The sequence below is a fragment of the Paenibacillus sp. RRE4 genome (assembly GCF_031844205.1).
In the GTDB taxonomy this organism is placed as follows: Bacteria; Bacillota; Bacilli; order Paenibacillales; family Paenibacillaceae; genus Paenibacillus; species Paenibacillus xylanexedens_B.
Window position 1 is genome coordinate 1,217,991 of the sequence record NZ_JAUZUT010000001.1, and the last position, 21,802, is coordinate 1,239,792.

A 21,802-nucleotide genomic window follows, 5' to 3' on the forward strand; every position below is an offset into this window, starting at 1 on the left:
TTCAATTCATATTATTACGACCACGAAATGTACCCCAGCGATCCCTAATGAGCTTCCCCGCCCAAAAGAGTGCCATGCATCCGAAAATGGGATAAAGAACGGATAAAAGGGAGCTGAATCCGAATTGGCTAAACGAATAACATAGCATCATGATGACTAGTGTAATCAACCGGGGATGAACATCGATATGTTGTCTAAGTTGCAAAGTCATGCCGTAGATGTCGGCAACAAACGTTGTAAATATCTCCATGAAAATCAATGAGACATATACAGATTGAACTATCCATCCCAGTTGAAAAGCGATACTTCCCATAGGGATTTCAAACTGTATGATGCCTGGCATCTGGGCCGACATTGCAAAATGGGCTGCCATCAGCATAAAACCTACGCCAATCCCGCCTAGAATTCCGCCCCATTTTAATGTATTGCGATGACGAATCTGGTTGCCTACAGGTACAAGTACCGCTTGAGCGAGCGCAAGGTTAAATGCAGTGTAAAGTAATGGGGAAATCCATACCTTAAACGGATTGCTATCTGTTGTCAGTGTGACAAAACGAAAGACACCCGGATGATGTAACGTACTGAAAATCATAAGCAGGGACAACAGAAGCATCATGGGCACCACAATACTGTTCATTTGCAGAATAGCCTGCATTCCGCGTCCCAGAAGTAGATATGTACCGATCAAAGTGATGATCAAACCAGTTTGGTAGTGCAAACCCAGATGTTCCATAAAAACAGAACCTGCCCCGGCGAGCATGACGCTGTTTACACCGATCAGAACAATAAGAGTAATCCATGTGATCCATTTACCAGCTTTGTGACCAAACAGATGTTTGTTAAGATCCTCATAGGAACGCGAACGGGTATCATGAGCAATAAGCATCATTTTGGTTCCGAGCCAGACAAAGAGCATGGTGGACAAAGCAATGGTGATTGTGGCCCACTTGCCATATTGGGTAAAAAACTGCAATATTTCCTGTCCTGTGGCAAAGCCGGCCCCGACAACAGTTCCGATGTATGTGAATGCAATCTGTAGCACCCGGAATACCTGTTTCATGTGTTTCCCCTTTCAGGTCCCGGGATTGTTGGACATGCGGGTACCATAGTACAAGTTATGCTTGACCAATGAAAGTCATGACTGCAGGATCGGATAACGGCTCTGAATGTTCAGGTTCTATGGACTTAGGGTTGATTTCGCTTGAACTTGTAGCCGGATATATGATACTTTATACCTCATAGGATAGGCTTGGGAGGTCAAATCATGGACGTATTAAAACAACGAATTTTACAAGAAGGTGTCGTCATCTCGGATCAGGTATTGAAACTGGATGGTCTTTTGAACCATCAGATTGATCCTGCATTAACGATGGAGATGGGACGGGAGTTTGCTGCTCGTTTTCGCGAGAGTGGAGTTACTCGGGTGATTACGGTGGAATCATCAGGGATTCCGGTTGCTTTTGCCGCAGCACATGAACTGGGAGTACCTTTGGTATTTGCCCGCCGCAAAAAAACGCTTCTGGCCGATCCTGATGCCTACTGCGAACGTGTACCATCCTTTACGAAAGGAATCGTAACGGATATTATGGTATCTCGCGAATACATTCATGAAAATGACCGCATTTTGTTCATTGATGACATTATTGCAAACGGAGACGCAGCCCGCGGCGTAATTAAAATTATTGAGCGTTCCGGCGCAGAGCTTGTGGGATTTGGTGTTGTGGTGGAGAAGAGCTTCCAGGCGGGTGCCCGTACCATCCGTGAGCAAGGGATTCCAGTAGAAGCTCTTGTGCGCATTCGTTCACTGAATAATGGCACCGTGCAATTCGACGATAACGAAATGTGACTTTTTGAAGGAAATTGGGCCTAATTTTTGAAGTATGACTTTGCATGGCCTTAGATTTCCTTTATAATGGGGTTATGTTAGGGAGAGGAGGCAACACCATGGGGAACCAACCGGCAACAGACCAATTTTTTATTGATAAGCTGGCGGAATCGAAAGTTCATTTTGAACGTGCCCTGGATTGTAAACATACGGAATTCGATGACCTTTATCCCTATATGATTGAACATCCTCAATTTTTCTGGTACAAACGCTATGTTGCCTGGTCAGAATTACTGACGATTGTAGGCTTGTGTGAAGAGTTGTCCTTCTCTTGGAAAGAACAATTTACACCGCACCAAGTAGAGTACCTTGAAGAACGTGTGATGTCCGCCAAAGTGCTTGATTTTTGGTTCGAGAAGAACGACAGCAAAGAGCACGCGCAGCGGTAACTCTCAGTCGGGACATTTTTTTCGAATGACATGACAGTCCAATACAGTCACGTGAGACCTAAATGACTTTTCATTTAGGTCTCTTTTTGTAAAGAAATTTGAATATAGGAGTCTAATTATGATCAGTGATACAGAATTGGATGCCCTGCGTTTGTCAGGGGAAAAGGTAAGAGTGGTACGCGATGAGCTTGAGTCTAACGATGTAACGGGCATCGTGGTAGCCTGGGATGATGAGCAAGTACTTATTCGCAGGCAGAATCGCCGTGTTGTGAAGCTGGATCGGTCTTACCGTTATCAGCTGTTCAGTGAGCCTCGTCAAAGTGTTTTAAGTGAATAAATGACATGAGTGCTTAGCTTAACGGATTCATGTTACCGGAAATATCACTCAAAGAGAAGGTCTGCTACACCAAATGTTTGGAATTACCATCAGGATCAGGCATATTTGCGACGCACGCGAGAGAAGATAGGTACAGTGGAACAATTCGCTGTATTTACAGCCGAAAGGGTGTGTTGCAAGTCATGACATTGATGAATGATAAAGTTCATGCTTATAAGGATCAGATTGGCGCATTAAGCGACGTTCTCCCGGATGTGGTGAAATCATATCATGAGTTTACGGGAGAGTGCTTCCAGCCGGGGGTGCTTGATGCCAAAACCAAGCAGTTAATTGCGCTAGGGATCGGTTTGTTTGCTAATAACGAAGTGTGCACGTTCTATCATGTGGAGGAAGCCCGGTCCAAGGGAGCGACCGATCAGGAGATCATGGAGACGGTAGCTGTCGCTGGTGCAGTGGGCGGCGGACATGCTCTGTCACAGGGAGCCATGAGGGTGCAGAAGGCCCTCCATTAGTGGATGAAGTAAAACAAAATTAACAGGGTAATACACCTCTTTAATAGAGGCGTATTACCCTGTTTTTTATAGATCATCTTTACATTCTTTACTGTAAGGAGTAGCCAGGGGCTATTTCCCGTTCTTTAAATTCAATTAAAGCTTACCCAACATTTTGTTATACATAAATTGACCTGTTACCCGTCTTGCGGTTACATAACGATCACTGAAATACGGATTGGACAACTTGGTGATGCTGACACCTTTGCTGCTGGAGGCATGTGCGAATTGACCTCCACCGATGTATACTCCTGTATGTGAGATGCCTCTACCTGTTGTGTTGAAGAAGACCAGATCTCCTGTACGAATGCTTGCTTTGGAGACAGGTGTTCCGGCTTTCGCTTGTTGTTGCGACGTGCGAGGGAGCTCAATGCTATATTTGTTGAAAATATATCTCATAAACCCGGAACAATCGAAGCCAGCCATGGTTGTGCCGCCCCATTTGTACGGGATACCTGTCATATTGTTAACCATCGTATTAATTGTGCTTGCCTCTGTGCTTGTTGCCCCGGATGTAAATAGTACAGCAGCCCCAAAAATGGAAATAATCAGTTTTTTCAAAATCAATGTTCTCCCTTCGATGCCTACGGAGTTAGCTAAGGGTTCGGTAGAAGGTTCCCTATATTTCCTATGTATAAGAATAATTCACCCAAAATGGTTCCCCCGTTTTCAATCCTGAAACTCGGCAAATGAATAATTAAGTTTTTGTAACTATTTGAAACTATATTGCATAAATGCGTAATTGTCAAACCTGTTTAAAGGTGTTCATTTAGCCTCAATGTTAGCGGAATTATCGGTTTTATAGAGAACTAAGTCGAATTTAACGGGAATAGTGTTTACAAAAAAGTAACTATTTTTTCGACGATTTCTTTGAAAAAAAGGAGGAGATGGATTATAATCCGAATTTATATTACAATAAAAGTAATTTATTCTATTATTATGATTTTCATAACTGGATTTGCAACAAATAAAAGTCAGATGAGAAGGAGGAATATCCATGTCTGCCTCACTTGCAAATGTAAAACCTAATGTTGAAAGCGTTAGCAATATTATTGAGAAATTGTATAGGAGAAACTATCTTAGTATGAAGCAAAAAGCATATTACATCACTCGCGATGCATTTACTGCAGAGGACTTAGTTCAAGAATCTTTCGTCAGACTTTTTGATAAACAGCAAACCTTGCTTATGCTTGCCGAGGATCAACAATATTGTTATATGATGCGAACCGTCCACAATGCAACTCTCAATTATGTAGAAAAACAAAAAAAGAAAAGGCTATGGATACATATTTTTAACAACGAGAACGACATGGATAACATATCAGATGCTTCATCAATTCCTGAACAATGCTATGAACGAAAAGAACAGTCTAAATGGATGGAACAATTGCTAAAGTCGTTGCCCGGACGTGATCAACAACTTCTGCGTAATAAATATTTACTTGGTTTGACTGATAAGGAAAGCGCACATCTTTTAAGTTTACCCGAAGCAAACGTCAGATCCTACTTGACAAGGGCTAGACGAAGAGTTAGGGAGACAATCAACAACCAAAGAACCTAAAAGATAATTGTGAATACTTTGTGAAAAACGTTGCATTTGCGTGGGATGAATTGTCTATATAGTTGTAGTCTGTATTTTGAAGAAGAGTTTTAATGCGCTTTATTTGGAGGGATGCAAATAAGTGTACTGTGTAAAAACGTTAAAGTATGAACGAAGAATCTTGGAAAAAGAAAAAATGTAGAAGGGAGCAATAACCATGTTACGAAAAATGTTGGCTGCATTTTTAGTTTTATCTGTAGTACTCGTTCCACAATTAGCCGCTACGTCCAGCGCAGATGTCACAACAACATCAGAAACGGAAGAAACATTCACTTTCACCAACGTATATGAATATGACAGTAGTTCTTATAAAAAGAAAGCACATTATGATACTCTTAGAGTAACGCTGAAAGATGAACTTATGGACTTTGATTTGGATGGTACAAGCTTGACAAACACTGTATATACCGTGAACAAAAATGAATCAACCGGAACAACACTTATTTCAGCATCAGGAGATATCGATTCAAATCGTCATGCTTCGATTCGGCTCGTTTTTGATGAAAAAGAGAATGCAAATGGAAACATTATTTTGACAACTTCCAAGAAAATTAACATTGGTGGAGAGACCAAGATTATAGAAACCGACAAACTTATTCGATTTGCACCAGTCAATGAACCTGTTAATCTGGAAAGTCTGGTAAATGGGATCAGAAGTGATGACCAGTATTCCGATACTTACACAGATTACGGACCTCTAGCAGGCGAAGTTGCCTTGGCTTCTGCACAAATGCCTGTTGTGAAATCCTATAAATACAGCAACTATATGTATGGTGGTGTATTCTGGAACACAAATTATATTGCAACAGGAACTAGTCCCATGCAGCTAAAGTTCTCTCCACTAATGGGAAACCTGTACTTTTGGAAAAATTCAAATGGGAAACAAGGTACTATCATTAAAAACCAAAGTATGATCATATCGACTTCAGCTAACTACTCTTTTACATCTGGCCCAATCGGGCTCACATATCCAATTGTTGATAATCCGAATAATCCTAAAAATGTAACGATTAAATTATCCTATAAAGGCGCTGGGGTAGGAGTAACGTTTCCGTTAGGTTCTAACAATTCAATATCCAATGGCTCCAACGCCTCTTGGAAATTAAATAAACAATATACGGACTTCCTAAACAAAAATGGTTCGGAGTTGGATGCTTATTATTTGGAAGGCACAACGAATATCACTGGAGCAGGAAAGACCACTTCTGTTTCCAGTAGTGCCACGGTGAAGATCGGTGCACTTTACTATTTCGGTGATATTCCTGCTCAAGATGTCGTATTTACGGATTCGTTCTCAATTCCTTCATTTACGGCTTCTGTAGTCAGTGAATAAAATATATATTGCAAGAATAAAAATGAATAAGGTTGTAGAATGAGATGTTCAAGAGGCTGCTAGAGGGCAGCCTCTAAAGCTTGTAAGTTAATGTATTATATATGACTTGGTTATTTCGAGGAGGTTATCACGATGAGAAAAGCACTAATTATTTTCTTACTCGTCTTTACGGCTGTAATGACAGCGAGCTGTTCAGCTGATAACAAAGAAGCAGCAATGAACGAATTACGTTCGCAGCAACAGGGAACATATAGCGGCTATGTATTTTGGAACGTGGATTCAGACTTGAATACGTTGAACAAACAGTTATTAGGAATTGTAAATACAGATGAAGTGATGTCTTCCCTTCGCTTCAGCAAGCTGAATTTTATAAGTATGGGGGATACGTCGCAAAAGTATAATTATGTGAAAATGTTCGATATCGATAAAAGTCCAACATTACTTATCTTTGACACAGAGAAAATGATTCTTAAAACCAATAACTTCGAGGATATCTATACTTTAGCAAATAAATTAAAGCAAAAATAAAAAAAAATATTAAATAAATAAACTATATAGTCCTGTTGCGTATATTGACAAAAATATATTTATTGCATATCATAACCTTATTAAATACATAATTTGTATTTAAATTGTTTTCATTGGAATATATGTTATAAAGGTAATCAAATTTGTGAATTGGGAGAGTGTTGTCGAGTGAAAGCAAAAAAATTAGTAACCTTTGTACTGGCGTGTTCAATGGTATTCTCCGTAGCGGGAATAGCCGTTCTTCCTGTACCAACCGTATCGGCAGCTGATGCTTCCGGTACAACGGCGAGTATGTCCGATATCTTAAAGAATCAGCGCCCCGATGGAGGCTGGAGAAAAGATTACAGTCAGACGTCAGGTGAATGGGCCAAATCAACGATCGATAACAAAGCTACATACTCAGAAATCAGAAGGCTAGCAAGTGAATTCAAAAAAACAAATGATCCGCGATACTCTGCTGCAGCGATTAAAGGCATCAACTTTTTGCTTAATATGCAGTACTCCAATGGCGGTTGGCCTCAAGTCTATCAAAGTTCCGGCTATCATAAACATATTACCTATAATGATGATGCGATGATTAATGTGATGTACATGCTTGATGAGGTCGCAGGACGTAAGGGGAACTTCTCCTTTATCGACAGTTCTCTTGCAAATCGCAGTAAAAATGCAGTTTCCAAAGGAGTCGATGCTATTCTGAATACCCAGGTGGTATCCGGTGGGAAGTTAACGGCCTGGGGACAACAGCATGATTCTAGTTCACTTAGACCTGCGGGAGCCAGAATCTATGAAGTGCCTTCATTAACGGCAGGTGAGAGCGTGAACATTGTGAAGTTTCTGAAAACGAGACCGGCTAATTCAAGAATCACTGCATCTATCAAAGGTGCCGAAGCCTGGTTTAATAAAGTGAAAATTACAGGCTATCGGTATGAGAGAGCGAATGGGGATAGCCGAATTATTGCTGATTCCAGTGCATCACCGATTTGGGCACGTTTCTATGAACTCGGTACGGACAAACCGATCTTTGTGGGACGAGATGGCGTTGTGAAATATAAGCTGAGCGATATTGAAAAGGAAAGAAGAGGCGGTTATGCATGGTACGGCAACTGGCCGTCCAAGCTGTAGAAAATTGTTTATTTAACCGAATTTTCTAATAAGTCCACTACTTACGGATATATAAGCTTAATCTGAAGCAGGCCTGATAAGTGCGAATCGGATACATATCTGTTTCGCACTTATTTGGTGATAAATAGATGTGTTGACATGTCAAACTACGCGTGGTATATTATTTCTTGTCGCCGATAATGATTGGAAAGACACAATATATGCGGTCGTGGCGGAATTGGCAGACGCGCACGGTTCAGGTCCGTGTGGGCTAACCCCCCGTGGAGGTTCGAGTCCTCTCGACCGCATCGCATAAAAAGGTTACTTCAGAGATTAATCTCTAAGGTAACCTTTTTATATTTTCCTAGTAGATTTCTGACTTCTTTTGTTGATTATTTCTTATTGATTCACAGCTTCAACAGCAGGTTCAACAGCTGGGGTAATGTCAGTTTCAACGTTAGTCTCCATGTCTGTCAATGGAAGTTCAATTTCGAACTCGGAAGCAATGTTTTCATCAGCAGTAAAGCTTGTACCCGTAAGATTAGCTACGAAAGTGGTTACACTTCGTGCCGGAAGCTGTGCGGTAAACGCACGGTTAGAGACATTTATTGCAGATTGACTAGCCAAGTTACGATTAGCATCTGTTACCCAAGAAGATACGGTGGAAGCATTGCCGTTCTGCAACACAAATTTTTGACTAACAGCAGATGTACCGCGGTTAATCGCTACGATAACCACTCGGTTGTTGCCTTTGTAAGCAGACACGAAAGTGTTTGTATCCGGGTTTTTGGAAGCATCTACTCTGACATAGCCTGGGCGAATGAATTTGGAGAAATGAGCCATATTGTATCCACGCTTGCTGATCGTACCGTCTTCCTTCATTGGTCCATATGATCTGCGGATATACCACCATACATAGGCTTGGAAATCGCCTTCAACCATTGCATTGTGCATGTGGTAGGAGATGTCCAGCGCTTCCGGCCAGCGGTCAGCGGAATTGTTGTCACTGTTCGGATAATACACTTCAGTCATCCAGAGTTCTTTACCGGCTCCCTTTTGTTTGAAAAGAGGATAAGCAAAATTGCTGAACTGTGTTCCATACAAATGTGCTCCCAGAATATCCATGTTAGCAAGAGCTTGCGGATCATTCAAAATGGGGTCAGATATGTTTTTCAGGTATTGGAAGGATTCAGGAGCCATGACTTTGGTGCCTTGAATGCTACCTGCATTTTCTTTCATAAAACGAAGGATTTCTTGCGGTGTCCACCAAGTCCAGTCATGAGCATAATCTGGCTCATTTTGAATGGAAATGGAATACAGGTTTACACCGTTATTTTTCATATAAGTCACAAAGTCATTCAGATGCTGCGCGTAAGCAGCGTATTTGTCATACCGTAATCGTTTTGCATTGGTATCACCGTTTCGATTAAACGTTTCTACCATACTGCTTGGAGGGTTCCAAGGTGATGCAAAGACGATAGCACCCTTTTCAATCGCACGCTTGGCTGTAGCCAATTCACGGGACCAGTTATTCCGATCAGGGTCAACCCAGATTCGGAGCACGGAGAATCCCAGTTGATTCTGATCATTACCGAAAGCGGTTTCACGTTGTGCCGCCGTTAAGTCACCAATCCAAGCGGGATGGTTAATACCGCCAAAGCCACGGATTACTTGTTTCTGTGAGGATAAGTTAATGTTGGCATCACTCGCTGCTGATACGGTCGTTGGGGTTAACATTAATGGTAAAGCAGTTAAGCAGGCTAACAACAGGTTGACTGATTTTTTAAATTTAAACTTCATCTTCAATGTGTTCACTCTCCTCAATATAAGTGACTTGCGAAAGCCTGGACAAGAAAATAAATCTCTCGGCATAACTTCGAAAAGGGAGGCATCACATCCTCTCAGAAATGATCGGGATAGATCTTTTGATAAAAAAAAGGATTTGTTTTGTAAATTCTACTATATTATTCCTGTAAAAAATACCCGATATATTGCAGTTGTTTGTAATTTTTTATGTTTTTTTGACTCGAATGCTATTTTCATAGGATAACAGCGTTGTTTAAAATTTATGTCAACCGGTTGACATATTGAATCATCAGCGTTTATGATAAAGCTGTATTCAAAATGTAAACGCATTCATAACAAACATCAGGGGGGAAGTTAAGAAATGAAAAAGACATGGGTACCGTTTGTTGGCGTATTGATACTGATGTTGGTCATTACCGCCTGTTCCTCGGGTAAAACAACGGATTCTTCAGCAGAGGGCTCTGACAAACAGGCTGGAGGGGCTACAAAAGAGGTGAAATTGACCTTTTTTAATACCTCCGCAGAAGTCAACGGTGTTTTTGAGAAATTGTTCAAGACGTATCATGAGCTGCATCCTGAGGTAACCATTGAGCTTATTCCTACCCCGATTGGTGGAGCGCAGCTGGAAAAGTTCCAATCCTTGCTTGCTTCAGGCAATCCGGCAACAATTGCCAATCTGGATGCAGGCACAATCTTGCAATATAAAGACAAATTCCTCAATCTGGATTCGGAAAAGTCAACATATGAAGGGTTAACGAAGCCTGGTGCGGTAGATGGAGCGCTACTGGATGGTCAGTTTTTGGGTATCCCTTGGACAGCACAGGGGTATGGCCTTTTATACAATAAACGGGTTGTAGAAGAGGCAATGGGTGGCTCTTTTGATCCAAACAGCATTAAAACTCGTGACGATCTGGAAGCTGTTTTCAAAAAAGTAGAGGCGGCTGGCAAAGCACCTGTCATGCTTCATGGTGCAGATTGGTCACTTGGAGCGCATTATCTGGGGCTGACCTATTCTCTTCAATCTAAGAATGTGGAAGACAATCGTAAGTTCGTAAAAGACTTGGAAAATGGAACTTCGAAGCTCGCGGACAATGCTGCATTTAACGGATTAATTGATACCTTCGATCTGCTGAAAAAATACAACGCACGCAGTAAAGATCCACTCGTGGCAGATTACACCAAGGATAGTACAGATTTCGCCAAAGGAGATGCGGCTTTTTATTTCATGGGTGACTGGACATGGGCTGTTATAGGTAATCTGGAAGGCCGCGACAAAGAGTTTGGCATTATCCCTGTTCCGATTAGCAACAACCCTGAAGATTACGGAAATACTCAAGTAGCTTACAGTGAACCGAAACTCTTTGCTATTGATAATTCAGGTTCTACGGAAGAACAACAGACTGCAGCCAAAGCATTCATTCAGTGGATGGTGACGAGTGATGAGGGGCAGGATGCGATTGTAGCACAAATGGGGCTGGCACTGCCATACAAAGACGTCAAAGTGAAAAGCAGTAACATTTTATCTGAAGCAGTGAGTAGTTATGTAGATCAAGGTAAAGTGTTGAATATCAGTGTAATTAATTATTTACCACAGGATTATTGGGCAAAAACGGGTGCATCTATGCAAAAATATTTGGCAGGTGTAATTGATCGGAATGGACTGGCAGAGGAAGTGCAAGCTTACTGGGCTAGTCAGGCAGGAAAATAGAATTATAAACGTTCGAAAGAGGATGTGCATCCATACAGGGGGCGCATCCTCCATTGTTCCAATCGTTCATCAAATCTTTCGTCAAGCCGTTACCAAGGGAACCACAGGAGGTCAACATGGATAGAAAAATACGGATGAGAAACGCGGGAACCTTCTTACTGTTTGGAGCTCCTTCCGTTGTCGCTTTTCTCGCAGTGGTTGTGATCCCGTTTATCGTTGGATTGTACCTTACATTCACCAATTGGGATGTTCGTACCGGGGATAACACATTTATTGGTATATCCAATTATATCGCGGTTTGGCAGGATACCGTGTTCTGGACTCAATTATGGTTTACCCTTAAATATGTATTTTTCACTGTCATTATCGCAAACGCTGCTGCTTTTTTTATTGCTCTTGTGCTGACGGGTGGTGGGAGAGGCGAGCAATGGCTTCGCACTGGTTTTTTTACACCCAATCTGATTGGGGGCATCATTCTCGGATATCTTTGGCAGACTTTGTTCTCACAAGTACTTCCTTACTTAGGGCAAAAGTATGGCTGGTCCTGGTTTGAAACATCCTGGTTAACCAATACAGACACAGCTTTCTGGGCGCTCGTCATCACAACGTCATGGCAGTTGATTGGTTATCTCATGATCATCTATATTGCCGGCTTTGCCGGGGTTCCGAATGATGTGCTAGAGGCTGCCAGCATCGATGGTGCAAGCCGCATGGCAACGATACGCCGGATCATGTTACCGCTCACCATTCCAGCCATTGTGATCTGTGTATTTATTTCGATTTCTCGATCGTTTCTGACCTATGATATTAACCTTGCGTTGACCAAAGGGGGGCCGTTTAACTCTACGGAGCTCGCGACTTATCATATCGTGCAAAAGGCATTTCTGTCTAACCAGTACGGGGTCGGTCAAGCGGAGGCTGTGGTGCTCTTCGCCGTAGTCGCCATTATTGCGTTGACGCAATCGTATCTGCTGAAGAGATTGGAGGTCGAGTCCTGATGTCGATCCGCCAATTCCTTCCTTCGTTGAAGAAAATACTGCTATACGTGTTGCTGTTTCTTTTTCTCACGCCGTTTTTGTTGATTATTATGAACTCATTCAAATCGACCCAGCAGTTCGTAGAAAATCCGTTATCGTTGCCAACGGGAATTCAACTGGACAACTATGTCAGTGCATTTGAGAATATGAATTTTCTGGATGGATTTCTGAACTCGTTGCTGATTACCGTCGGCTCCGTGTTGCTGATTCTTTTTTTCTCATCGATGACGGGGTATCTGTTTGTTCGTTTTAAATGGCGTGTGAATGGCATTCTTTTCTATGCGATGCTGGCTTCACTTGCTCTACCGTTTCAAGTTTTGATGATCCCGCTGGTGATGTTATACGGCAATATGAGTCTGCTCGACTCCAAAATAACCTTGCTGTTTATGTACCTGGGTTTCGGCGTGCCATTTGGCGTATTTACGTTCCATGGATTTATCAAGGGTATCCCTTATGAACTCGAAGAATCTGCTTTTATCGAAGGGAGTTCGCGTATGCGGACGTTCTTCCAGATTGTGCTTCCCTTGTTAAGGCCGGTATTTGTGACATTAATTGTGCTGGATGTGTTATGGATCTGGAATGACTACTTGCTACCAAGCCTGGTGCTGTTATCGCCGGAGCACAAGACATTACCACTATCTACGTACAATTTCTTCTCGTCCTATTCAGTGGATTATGCGCCGCTCATGGCTGGGTTGATTATGACGATTATTCCGGTACTGATCATGTATTTGCTTCTGCAAAAACAGATTATCAAGGGGATTACAGAGGGGGCACTGAAATAGCACTGAAGTAACACTGAAGTACCAAGAAGTGAACTGGAGTGAAATGGAAAACGATTAAGCTTATAATGGATTAAAAAGAGCAAGGTGGTTAACGGTTATGCCCAAGATTGATGATGTTGCCAAAAGAGCAGGAGTATCGGTTACAACCGTGTCCCGCGTATTAAATAATAGAGGATACATTAGCGAAGAAACGCGAGAAAAGGTCTATCGGGTAATGAAAGAGCTTGATTATCAACCCAACGAGATGGCCAGAGCTTTGTTTCGTAAAAAATCGAATATGATTGGTCTGATCATTCCAGATGTATCCCACCCTTTTTTCAGTGAGATGACTTATCATCTGGAGTATTATGCGGACAAGTCTGGATATAAGCTTTTATTGTGCAACTCCAATCGAGATGTTAGTAAAGAAAGCAAATATATTGATATGTTGAAAAAAAACAAGGTGGATGCCATCATTACAGGCAGTTCTGTTCTTGATGTACAGCATTACCTGAATCTGAATCTTCCGATTGTTTCATTGGATCGTGAAGTGGCCGACAACATTCCGGTCGTTTCTTCGGATAACGAGATGGGGGGCAGGCTGGCTACGCAGCTACTCCTTGATAAAAATTGCAGCCAGCCAGCCTTTCTCTATCGAGGGATTGGAGGGCCACACCATGTCGCTTTGCTGGCAAATGGCCGAGCACAAGGATATGAAGCCGTGATGCAGCATGCAGGACTTGAACCGATTCATCTGCAACTGGATGCTTCAGCCGGGGATGAGCAGGAGATTCAAGAGGAGATCATAGGCTTTCTGGAGCAGCATCCAGCCGTTGATGGTATATTTGCGAGCAGTGATGTCATCGCTGCTGAAGCTGTGCAGGCTTCTCGCCAGGCGGGAAAACGTATCCCTGAGGATATGCGAATTATCGGTTATGATGATGTGAAAATCGCTTCTCTGCTCAGTCCACGTCTGAGTAGTATACGGCAGCCAATACAGGAGATGGCTGAACAAATCATCGGCTTGGTTCTACAACAGATTCAGGGAGAAGAAATTGCTTCGGGTACAAACCTGTTCCCAGTCCAGCTGATTGAGCGGGAAACGACATAGAAGGGGTGCTTTCAAGAAAGCACTCTTCTTGTTTGCTATATATGTCAACCGGTTGATATATAAGGTGTAAGCATATCTTTGTTCATTATATTTTTCGTAATAATGTTCTTGTATATATCGATTGTTTAACTTATATCGTTCATGACTATAGCTTCATTAATTAAACATTAGATCGAGACAGGGGGATACAGAATGGATTTTATGAGCAGGGTTGCACCGGAGCTAAGGGCGGGTCTGTTAGGACTTGAAGTTATACAGTTGCCTGAAGACCTGATGAGAGCACGTACAAATGCAGATCTGAATGCATCACAAGTTGATCAGACTTCAGACGCAGTTCAAATCGTAAATCAGTATATTCAAGGATCGGATGGAAACGAACTGCAACTGCGCATTTATACACCTGTACATGAGAATACACAAGAGAGGCCAGCACTGCTGTGGATTCATGGGGGAGGAATGATTCTTGGAAGTCCCGAGGGGGATGACCGACTCTGTAGGGATTTTGCGATTCGAGCGGATTGCATCGTTGTCTCTCCGAATTATCGATTGGCACCGGAACATCCTTATCCTGCAGGGCTTGAGGACTGTTATAGCACACTTGAATGGATGTCAGAAGAAGCTGAGGCACGAAGGATAGATCTGAAGCGTATCGCCGTTGGGGGAGCCAGTGCAGGAGGCGGGCTGGCAGTAGCAATCACCCTTTTGACAAGAGATCGCAATGGGCCTGAACTGTGCTTTCAGCTACCGCTGTATCCGATGCTGGATCATCGGAATGGCACATCTTCCAGCTATGAGATGACACATCCTTCGATATGGAATCGGGCGCACAATATAGCGGCTTGGAAGATGTATCTCGGACACCAATTCAACATTGAAGTTCCTGCATATGCTTCTCCCAGCCTTGCTACCGATCTTACAGGCCTGCCGCCTGCGTATATTTGCGTAGGTGAGCTGGATCTGTTCCGGGATGAGATCATCGAGTATGTGGCTCGTCTGGCCAGAGCAGGAGTTAAGGTTGAATTCCACCTGTATCCCGGGTGTTATCATGCTTCAGAGCATGTTGCTCCCGAGGCAGAGAGCAGTCAGCTGATTCGAACCGAGTATATTGAGCGTTTAGCTCAGGCGTTAAAACGTGAACCGGAGAGGGCAACCTCTGATTTTTGAAAAAAGTGATCGTCTTAATGAAAGTATTAATCGTTTAATGGCTATGGGATGCTACGTAGTCATGTTCTAAAGCTTGCTTTGAAGCAAGCTTTTTTTTATGTTCAGATGTTCCTAGAATGAATTGGGAAAGGGAGCTTACATAGAACTGCGTCTGAAATCAAACAATGAGAACACCAAGTTTAGAGGAGGTTGCAGGGTATGATACGTAATCAAGCGAAACAGGGCTACTCGGTTAAAATGAGGTTTCAAATGCGGATTTTCCTGTGTCTCATCATAGCTGTTATTGGAGCAGGAGGAACTGGAATTTCTGCCATGCCAGCCTTGTTAACGGAGCCGGCTTTATCATCATCTCAGTTCAATCGAATGGCCATCATTATCGATGATGTGGGCAACGATATGAAGGGTACAGCAGAAATTCTAGATATGCCTGTAAAGCTGACTGTAGCAGTGATGCCTTTTTTGCCAACAACGAAGAAGGATGCCATTGCTGCACATGAGAAAGGCATGGATGTGATTGTGCACATGCCGATGGAACCCAAGAAGGGCAAGCCGGAGTGGCTTGGCCCAGGGGCCATTACATCCAATCTAACGGATGAGCAGGTTCGAGAACGGGTTGAAAAGGCCATTGATGATGTGCCTTATGCGATCGGCATGAACAATCACATGGGTTCTAAAATCACTTCGGATAAACGCATTATGTCCATTGTACTGGATGTCTGTTTGGAGCGTGGTCTCTTTTTTGTGGACAGCCGTACGAATTTTCGTTCCGTGGTTGGCGAACTTGCCATAGCCAAAAACATGCCGCCTGTGGGCAATGACATTTTTTTGGATGACCAGAATTCAAAGGCACATATCCGCAAGCAGCTTGATCTGGCTGCTCAGCGTGCGGTTGAGAAGAAAAGCTGCGTTGTCATTGGCCATGTCGGTCATACAGGCATGAATACTTCTGCAGTGATACGGGAGTCGGTCTCCCGTCTGCAGAATCAAGTTCAATTTGTAGGAATTGGTGATATGGTGCGGGATGTTTGGCATTGGCAGGCGGCACCTACACTACCGACAGATAATAAATAATTCCATCCGCAATCGACTGGGCAATTCGTTTTTGTTCTGCGGGGTCACTGATTCTGGCCCGGTCGGCTGCATTGCTTAAAAAACCCGTTTCCACAATGACTGCCGGATGCTTCACATAATTCAGCATGTAAAATGGTTTGCCCCAGACGACTTCACGATGCGTTCCGCATAAGCGATTCATGGCATCCTGGATCGATTGTGCCAGCAGATAGCTGCGTCCCTCTTTCTGATGAAGCACTACAGGGCCGTGCGTGGCTGACCGTGGGCTCCAGTTCGCATGAATGCTAACGACGATATCGGTGCTTACTTCCTCACTGAGGCTTTTGCGCTGTGCGAGATCCCTGATGTGACGTGAGCGGCTGTTTAACCAACGGTTCTCATCGCTTAGTGCGTAATCACCCAGACGGTTAATCATGACGGTGTAACCTTTGCCGCGAAGAAGTAAGTATAACTTTTGGCTGATCGCTAAATTGATGTCTTTTTCCAGAATACCTGCTTCGGTTGTTCCTCCGTCAATACCTCCGTGGCCAACATCCAGCAGAATAACGGGTGCCGCAAAAGCATGATGGCTTGAGCGATAGGAATCGCCTTCCGTGATGGGCATGATGGACGGCTGATTAGCAGATGGATCAGGGCGAACCAGGCTGGAGGCGGAAGAGTGACCGGAAAGAGAATAAACCGTAATCAGCAAAGCTGTAGAAATCGTTAGCAGTAGCTTGAACATCGAAATACACACTCCCTCAGGATATAGGTGTTGAAGCAAATAGCGAACCAGGATGGATACCTTTGGCATTAGACTGCGCATTTTAGGCCATTTCATACGCTATGGCACAAAAAAATGTTTAGTTCAATCACGTTTTGCGCACAATAGGGATAACGTTAGATCACGAATGTGCGGAAAAAGAGGAGGCTGTTTTATGGCTAAAAGTGATGAACTGGTTAAATACATTACGCAACGTGTGGTACATTACATCGACACGCCGAAGGATGAGCGAAAGGAACGGAGAGCACAAAGCAGAAGGAAAGAACCCTGGTCCATGAAATGGTTTGGCATGATTCCATTTGCGGTATCCTTATGGGTAGACAAGAAGAAACGAAGATCAGAGAAGAGTTAAAAGCGATTCATCAAAAAAGACGAACGAAAGTGCCAATCCAAGAAGACGCAATCCTATATTAGGATGCGTCTTTTTATGAATTATTTTGATTGAGCTTTAAGAATAATGACGAATGCATACATTCTAAATTCGAAAAGGCAACATGCAAAGTTCTTTTTGTGAGAATAGAGAGTATTTTTTACATATTGTATTAGTGAAGTGTGCTAAGGATTAATCTTGTAGAAATGTCCATCATTCAAGAGCTTATTCAACGAAATGAAGCGTTGAGTGGAGTTAAGGCCACCAAGACCGACGTAAGGATCAGACATTGAACCTGCAACACTCCATATCTGGTATCCGCTTACTGGCAAAGGACCACCGTAGAACAGATTCCATTCTTCTGCTGAGAAGACAAGGGCTTCTCTATGGTTCTGCTGGAGCTGTTGCTTCACTTGAGAGGGCTGTAGCGGTTCGGATGTCAGCCAGGTTAGTTGAGATAAAGGGTCAAAAGCAGGCTGTAGAATAACAGGACTCGTATGAAATCTTGTTGTATCAGGTATGGCTAGCTGTTGTTGCAACTCCTTCAAGCCGAAAGATTTCGTTCCAGAGCCAGTCTCTATACGTTCTAACTGAATGACTGGCAACAAATCTCCATTGGATGCATCGATGTACATCGCGGGATGATTTTCACGTGCCACTTTCCAATAAGCCAAAAGAGGAGCAGCATATCGACGTGTAATCTTATCACCAGCAGTTTGTAATATTTTCATATCCAAACCCTGTCGTTCCAGAGCCTGTCCTAGTAGCTCGTTATTATATAGTGCTTCTTCTCCCTGACCATACTCACTGAGAAGAAGCTGACCTTGCGAATTTATAGAAATAATCATATATCCAACGGGCTTGTCCTGCATGCTGGCATGCACAAACCAGCCATGGTTACCTGGCCCTAATGGATAATATTCAAGTTTCGCTACAAGCCAATCTGGATTGGAGGTACCGAGTGCGTTCACTTGCAGTTGTGCGAATTGCTCTACAGATGCGGGTGCCAGCCTGTCAGTTGGTGCCGCTGCATGAGCCGTCGGCCAGATGGAGAGAAGAGCAAAGCAGATTATCATGTTCAAGAATATCGATAGGCAATGCCTGATATTTCGTCGTTTTGACCTGAGCCGTTTTTTCATTATAAACACCTTCTTCCTGACTTCATTGTAGAGGAGAGGGGATGCAAAGGGTGCTGCAAACTGTCGGTTCAAGGGTTATGAATAAACACTACTTTTGCCAGCATTTGCAGGAAAAGTAGTGTCTTCGTCTTATCTTAAGTGAAACATGCCGCTACTTATGGCAGTGACCTTCACCTTCGGCTCATATTGCCAGATCATCTCGGTTCGCCTGTTTTCATACTGCAGTTTCATCGCTTCACGATCTATGACTGCCTGTTTCGCTTTTTCTTGCTCAGGGTCTGCATCATCTTGCATCGGTTGTATGGTAGCTTCGGCGGCCATTTCCACGTCGGCTCGGACCGGTTCTAATATGCCGCGAACCCGATTAATAACAGGACGAACCGTTTCAACTTCAATATCCTCAGTAACCTCAGGCATATCTTCTCGCAGTACGGCTTCATAGTAGGCATCAACCACATCAAGTTCGAGTTGCAGACGTTCTTTTGCTTTTTCCGCCCAGCTATAATCGAGCCTGCTTAAGTGAGCGGTGAGATGTGATTCGAGTGCAGCTCCTGCATCAGCTAGCGAAATTTTCGGTGCTTGGGCATGCATATTTTCAGCCAGTCTTGGGCTGAGATCACGCCGGCTCAGCTTGCTGCCGAACTTTTCGATGATTTCACCCGATCGTAGTGAAATGCCGAGGAAGTGTAATTCCTCCCTTTTCAGGTCACAAGCAAACTCGACTTTAAAACAAACCCCTAGCCAAGGTTCATACACAGCCGGAGATGTGGCTCTGATCTGGCGTTTGGCGGCTTGTTCAAACAGGTTTACGAAGGCGCCACCTTCGCGGGCTGCGGCAAAAATCTGCTGTAATCTGCGGCTGCCATATACAACATCTTCTCGCAGAATGCGTCCGGGTCCAAGCTGCGGCATGGAAGACGTGATGCCAAAATAACGTCCGAGTATCGTTTCTTTCGGAGCATCAGCATTCGCTTCAGGCGGAGTTTGAGCAAGCTGAGACGCTTTGGACTTGGCTTCCGCCGCCTCGGTGATCTGCTGGTAAGCTTCCGGGTCAAAAACAAAAGTAAACGACATGGTCTCAGGCTCCACCCCTACACGTTCCACAAATCCCCAGTAATACGGACGGTTCGTTAATGCCTTGTCTGCTTCAGGTGATAATTTAACCGTCACATGAGCAGGTGACCGCTCCATGATCTGACAATCCAGAGCTTCCAGATAGGTCAGGACGTAAGCCTGGATCTCATGCGGTGACATTGTCATGGATCAGTGGCCTCCTTTGTGAAGATCAAGTTTGGTGATTAAAGGCACCTCGTCAGCAACCTCGCGCTGAATTGTGTTCAGCGACTGTCCAAGAGTGTCCATTTTACGGCGAATATCCTCTTCGTTCTGCGACTCCAGCATAATTTTGTAGAGACTTTTTTCGATGGATTCCTTTTTCTCCAGCCGTTCGAGAATGACATCCAATCCACCGATGACCATCTCAAACATATTAATCTTCTCATGCAACAGATTCAGGATATGCTCTTCAATCGTGCCTTTGGTTGAAAGGTTGAAAATGTTAACGTCATTCTGCTGACCGAGCCGATGTACCCGGCCAATCCGCTGTTCTACCCGCATCGGGTTCCACGGTAGATCAAAGTTGATCATATGGTGACAGAATTGCAGGTTGATGCCTTCGCCACCGGCCTCCGTTGCAATCATCGCCTGTACACGGCCGCGGAAGAGGTCCATCATCCAGTCTTTTTTGCCTCGGTTCATCCCGCCCCGATAGGGAACAGCCGTCAGCCCGTTGTTACGAAAATAGTTCAACAGGTATTCCTGCGTCGCCCGATATTCCGTGAAAATAATGACTTTCTCATTCATATCTCGAATTAGTTCCATCGTTTTTTCGGCTTTTGTATTTTCTTTAATCGCCTTGATATGTGCCACCAGTTCCCAGATTTTATCCCGCAGTGGGGAATCCAGCGGCAACTTCTTGGACAGATTCACGAGTGTTACAAATACAGCGTCCCGACTGCTGCAGACTTCCCGTTGCAACGTGACCAGAGAGAGCATGCTACTAAGGTTGCCTCCTGCTTCCTGGTATTGATCTTTGACAAATGAGGTTACCCCGTCATAGAGCGCTTGCTCTTCGGGTGAAAGTTGCAGATCCACGTTAGAGACGTTGCGTTTGGTGAATTGTACGGGGCCTTCGCCACGCCTGTTACGGATCATGACTTTGGACAGCTCATCTTTGAGCTGCTCCTGATTTTTGGGCACACGTTTATCGACGACAAAGTTGGCGGCAAAATCACCCTGACGACCAAGCTGACCTGGCTTCAGCAGGTTAATCAGATTGAAAAGCTCGCTCATGTCGTTCTGAACAGGCGTAGCGGTGAGTAACAGGCAGTATTTTTTGCGTAATTGCAGCATGAATTGATAATTGGTTGTTTTTTTATTTTTGAGTTTATGAGCTTCATCGATGATGATCATGTCATAGTCCATACTTAGTAACATATCTTTGTGCGGGTCTCGCTTGGCAGTGTCCATAGAAGCAACAACGACGTCATTTTGCCAGGAATAAGCCTTTTTCTGTGCAACTGCCGGGATGCCAAATTTGGAATTGAGCTCACGTACCCATTGCAATACAAGAGAGGCGGGTACAAGAATTAACACTTTAGAAACAAGTCCACGAACCATATATTCTTTCAAGATCAAGCCGGCTTCGATCGTTTTGCCCAGACCTACTTCGTCGGCGAGAATGGCTCGGCCTGACATTTCGAATAATACTTTGCGTGCCGTATCCATTTGGTGAGGAAGTGGGGTCAGATCTTGCAAATGTTTCAGGCATTGAATTTCGTCAAAGTTCGGAATGAGATTCGTTTCTTCTGCCTGAATACCGAGTTGAAAGAGTCGGTAATCCCCCCAAGGTCCGCCCTTGTCCAAACGAGATTCAAGCTGTTCCAGCCAGCTTCGATCAAACTCAAGAGGAACAGGTAAGTCAGCTACAGGTTGATTCTGATGATGCGGATGTTTCCGGTTCATGATGCTTCCTCTCCGTTCTTGTGTTATTCGTAGCTAATAGTATGGACGAAGGAAGGCAAGTTCATAACCCGTTTCAGAGGATCTATGAACTAAATCACATAGAAAATCAACATATAGTGTA

General features: G+C 43.7%; 22 protein-coding genes, 1 tRNA gene and 1 riboswitch. Of the genes, 16 read left to right on the forward strand and 7 right to left on the reverse strand.

What is annotated here, in order from left to right; all coding sequences use genetic code 11:
* Position 1: 1 nt before the first annotated feature.
* Complete coding sequence (locus Q9R46_RS05645; protein WP_311279252.1) at positions 2–1,060, reverse strand: YkvI family membrane protein; 1,059 nt, start codon at positions 1,058–1,060, stop codon at positions 2–4.
* Positions 1,061–1,264: 204 nt separating this feature from the next.
* Here Q9R46_RS05645 and Q9R46_RS05650 point away from each other — a divergent pair, with 204 nt between their 5' ends.
* The 4 genes from Q9R46_RS05650 (at position 1,265) to Q9R46_RS05665 (ending at position 3,123) form a co-directional block, all read left to right on the forward strand.
* On the forward strand, positions 1,265–1,846 hold the full coding sequence (locus Q9R46_RS05650; protein WP_090924753.1) for a xanthine phosphoribosyltransferase: 582 nt from the start codon (positions 1,265–1,267) through the stop codon (positions 1,844–1,846).
* A 98-nt stretch (positions 1,847–1,944) separates the two neighbouring features.
* Positions 1,945–2,274, forward strand: coding sequence for a hypothetical protein (locus tag Q9R46_RS05655; protein WP_110893402.1), 330 nt, complete (start codon positions 1,945–1,947; stop codon positions 2,272–2,274).
* A gap of 118 nt (positions 2,275–2,392) precedes the next feature.
* Entirely contained in the window at positions 2,393–2,611 is a 219-nt protein-coding gene (locus tag Q9R46_RS05660) for a hypothetical protein (protein ID WP_090924754.1), read from the forward strand.
* Positions 2,612–2,793: 182 nt separating this feature from the next.
* Complete coding sequence (locus Q9R46_RS05665) at positions 2,794–3,123, forward strand: carboxymuconolactone decarboxylase family protein (protein ID WP_090924755.1); 330 nt, start codon at positions 2,794–2,796, stop codon at positions 3,121–3,123.
* 135 nt (positions 3,124–3,258) lie between these two features.
* Here the strand turns inward: Q9R46_RS05665 and Q9R46_RS05670 are convergent, their stop codons facing one another.
* Positions 3,259–3,723 (reverse strand): C40 family peptidase, encoded by a 465-nt coding sequence (locus Q9R46_RS05670; RefSeq protein ID WP_145329456.1) that lies wholly within the window; start codon positions 3,721–3,723, stop codon positions 3,259–3,261.
* 5 nt (positions 3,724–3,728) lie between these two features.
* Positions 3,729–3,860: riboswitch (cyclic di-AMP (ydaO/yuaA leader) on the reverse strand.
* A gap of 299 nt (positions 3,861–4,159) precedes the next feature.
* Here Q9R46_RS05670 and Q9R46_RS05675 point away from each other — a divergent pair.
* The 5 genes from Q9R46_RS05675 to Q9R46_RS05695 all read left to right on the forward strand — a co-directional run bounded on the left by Q9R46_RS05675 (position 4,160) and on the right by Q9R46_RS05695 (position 8,032).
* A complete protein-coding gene (locus tag Q9R46_RS05675) occupies positions 4,160–4,723 on the forward strand; it encodes an RNA polymerase sigma factor (RefSeq protein WP_311279253.1) in 564 nt (187 codons plus the stop codon).
* 196 nt (positions 4,724–4,919) lie between these two features.
* On the forward strand, positions 4,920–6,095 hold the full coding sequence (locus Q9R46_RS05680; RefSeq protein ID WP_311279254.1) for a hypothetical protein: 1,176 nt from the start codon (positions 4,920–4,922) through the stop codon (positions 6,093–6,095).
* Positions 6,096–6,227: 132 nt separating this feature from the next.
* The gene (locus Q9R46_RS05685; RefSeq protein ID WP_311279255.1) at positions 6,228–6,623 is read left to right on the forward strand and encodes a hypothetical protein; all 396 of its coding nucleotides are present in this window, start codon (positions 6,228–6,230) and stop codon (positions 6,621–6,623) included.
* 168 nt (positions 6,624–6,791) lie between these two features.
* Positions 6,792–7,745: a pectate lyase gene (pelA, locus tag Q9R46_RS05690; protein ID WP_311279256.1), complete on the forward strand. Its 954-nt coding sequence runs from the start codon at positions 6,792–6,794 to the stop codon at positions 7,743–7,745.
* 202 nt (positions 7,746–7,947) lie between these two features.
* Positions 7,948–8,032 (forward strand) — tRNA-Leu (locus Q9R46_RS05695).
* Between the two features lie 91 nt (positions 8,033–8,123).
* On the opposite strand, the gene xynC is transcribed toward Q9R46_RS05695, so the two are convergent.
* Complete coding sequence (gene xynC, locus Q9R46_RS05700; RefSeq protein WP_311280955.1) at positions 8,124–9,524, reverse strand: glucuronoarabinoxylan endo-1,4-beta-xylanase XynC; 1,401 nt, start codon at positions 9,522–9,524, stop codon at positions 8,124–8,126.
* Positions 9,525–9,891: 367 nt separating this feature from the next.
* Between xynC and Q9R46_RS05705 the strand changes: the two genes are divergently transcribed.
* The 6 genes from Q9R46_RS05705 (at position 9,892) to Q9R46_RS05730 (ending at position 16,385) form a co-directional block, all read left to right on the forward strand.
* The gene (locus Q9R46_RS05705; protein ID WP_311279257.1) at positions 9,892–11,238 is read left to right on the forward strand and encodes an ABC transporter substrate-binding protein; all 1,347 of its coding nucleotides are present in this window, start codon (positions 9,892–9,894) and stop codon (positions 11,236–11,238) included.
* A gap of 116 nt (positions 11,239–11,354) precedes the next feature.
* Entirely contained in the window at positions 11,355–12,236 is an 882-nt protein-coding gene (locus Q9R46_RS05710; protein ID WP_090924368.1) for a carbohydrate ABC transporter permease, read from the forward strand.
* Positions 12,236–13,060: a carbohydrate ABC transporter permease gene (locus Q9R46_RS05715; RefSeq protein WP_154983989.1), complete on the forward strand. Its 825-nt coding sequence runs from the start codon at positions 12,236–12,238 to the stop codon at positions 13,058–13,060. Before Q9R46_RS05710 ends, Q9R46_RS05715 begins: the two co-directional genes overlap by 1 nt.
* Before the next feature lie 97 nt (positions 13,061–13,157).
* On the forward strand, positions 13,158–14,150 hold the full coding sequence (locus Q9R46_RS05720; protein WP_311279258.1) for a LacI family DNA-binding transcriptional regulator: 993 nt from the start codon (positions 13,158–13,160) through the stop codon (positions 14,148–14,150).
* A 192-nt stretch (positions 14,151–14,342) separates the two neighbouring features.
* Positions 14,343–15,314 carry an alpha/beta hydrolase gene (locus tag Q9R46_RS05725; RefSeq protein WP_311279259.1) on the forward strand — a complete coding sequence of 324 codons (972 nt, stop codon included), beginning with the start codon at positions 14,343–14,345 and terminating at the stop codon, positions 15,312–15,314.
* A 198-nt stretch (positions 15,315–15,512) separates the two neighbouring features.
* Positions 15,513–16,385 (forward strand): divergent polysaccharide deacetylase family protein, encoded by an 873-nt coding sequence (locus Q9R46_RS05730; protein ID WP_311279260.1) that lies wholly within the window; start codon positions 15,513–15,515, stop codon positions 16,383–16,385.
* On the opposite strand, the gene Q9R46_RS05735 is transcribed toward Q9R46_RS05730, so the two are convergent.
* Positions 16,360–17,109: an N-acetylmuramoyl-L-alanine amidase family protein gene (locus tag Q9R46_RS05735; RefSeq protein ID WP_311279261.1), complete on the reverse strand. Its 750-nt coding sequence runs from the start codon at positions 17,107–17,109 to the stop codon at positions 16,360–16,362. The two genes, Q9R46_RS05730 and Q9R46_RS05735, sit on opposite strands and share 26 nt — an antisense overlap.
* 193 nt (positions 17,110–17,302) lie before the next feature.
* Here Q9R46_RS05735 and Q9R46_RS05740 point away from each other — a divergent pair, with 193 nt between their 5' ends.
* Positions 17,303–17,500, forward strand: coding sequence for a YqzE family protein (locus Q9R46_RS05740; RefSeq protein WP_090924381.1), 198 nt, complete (start codon positions 17,303–17,305; stop codon positions 17,498–17,500).
* 203 nt (positions 17,501–17,703) lie between these two features.
* Here the strand turns inward: Q9R46_RS05740 and Q9R46_RS05745 are convergent, their stop codons facing one another.
* From Q9R46_RS05745 to Q9R46_RS05755, 3 genes are all read right to left on the reverse strand, one after another.
* Positions 17,704–18,594: a hypothetical protein gene (locus Q9R46_RS05745; RefSeq protein ID WP_311279262.1), complete on the reverse strand. Its 891-nt coding sequence runs from the start codon at positions 18,592–18,594 to the stop codon at positions 17,704–17,706.
* Positions 18,595–18,786: 192 nt separating this feature from the next.
* Positions 18,787–19,917, reverse strand: coding sequence for a YqhG family protein (locus tag Q9R46_RS05750; RefSeq protein ID WP_311279263.1), 1,131 nt, complete (start codon positions 19,915–19,917; stop codon positions 18,787–18,789).
* Between the two features lie 3 nt (positions 19,918–19,920).
* Positions 19,921–21,681 carry a DEAD/DEAH box helicase gene (locus Q9R46_RS05755; protein WP_311279264.1) on the reverse strand — a complete coding sequence of 587 codons (1,761 nt, stop codon included), beginning with the start codon at positions 21,679–21,681 and terminating at the stop codon, positions 19,921–19,923.
* Positions 21,682–21,802: the final 121 nt, after the last annotated feature.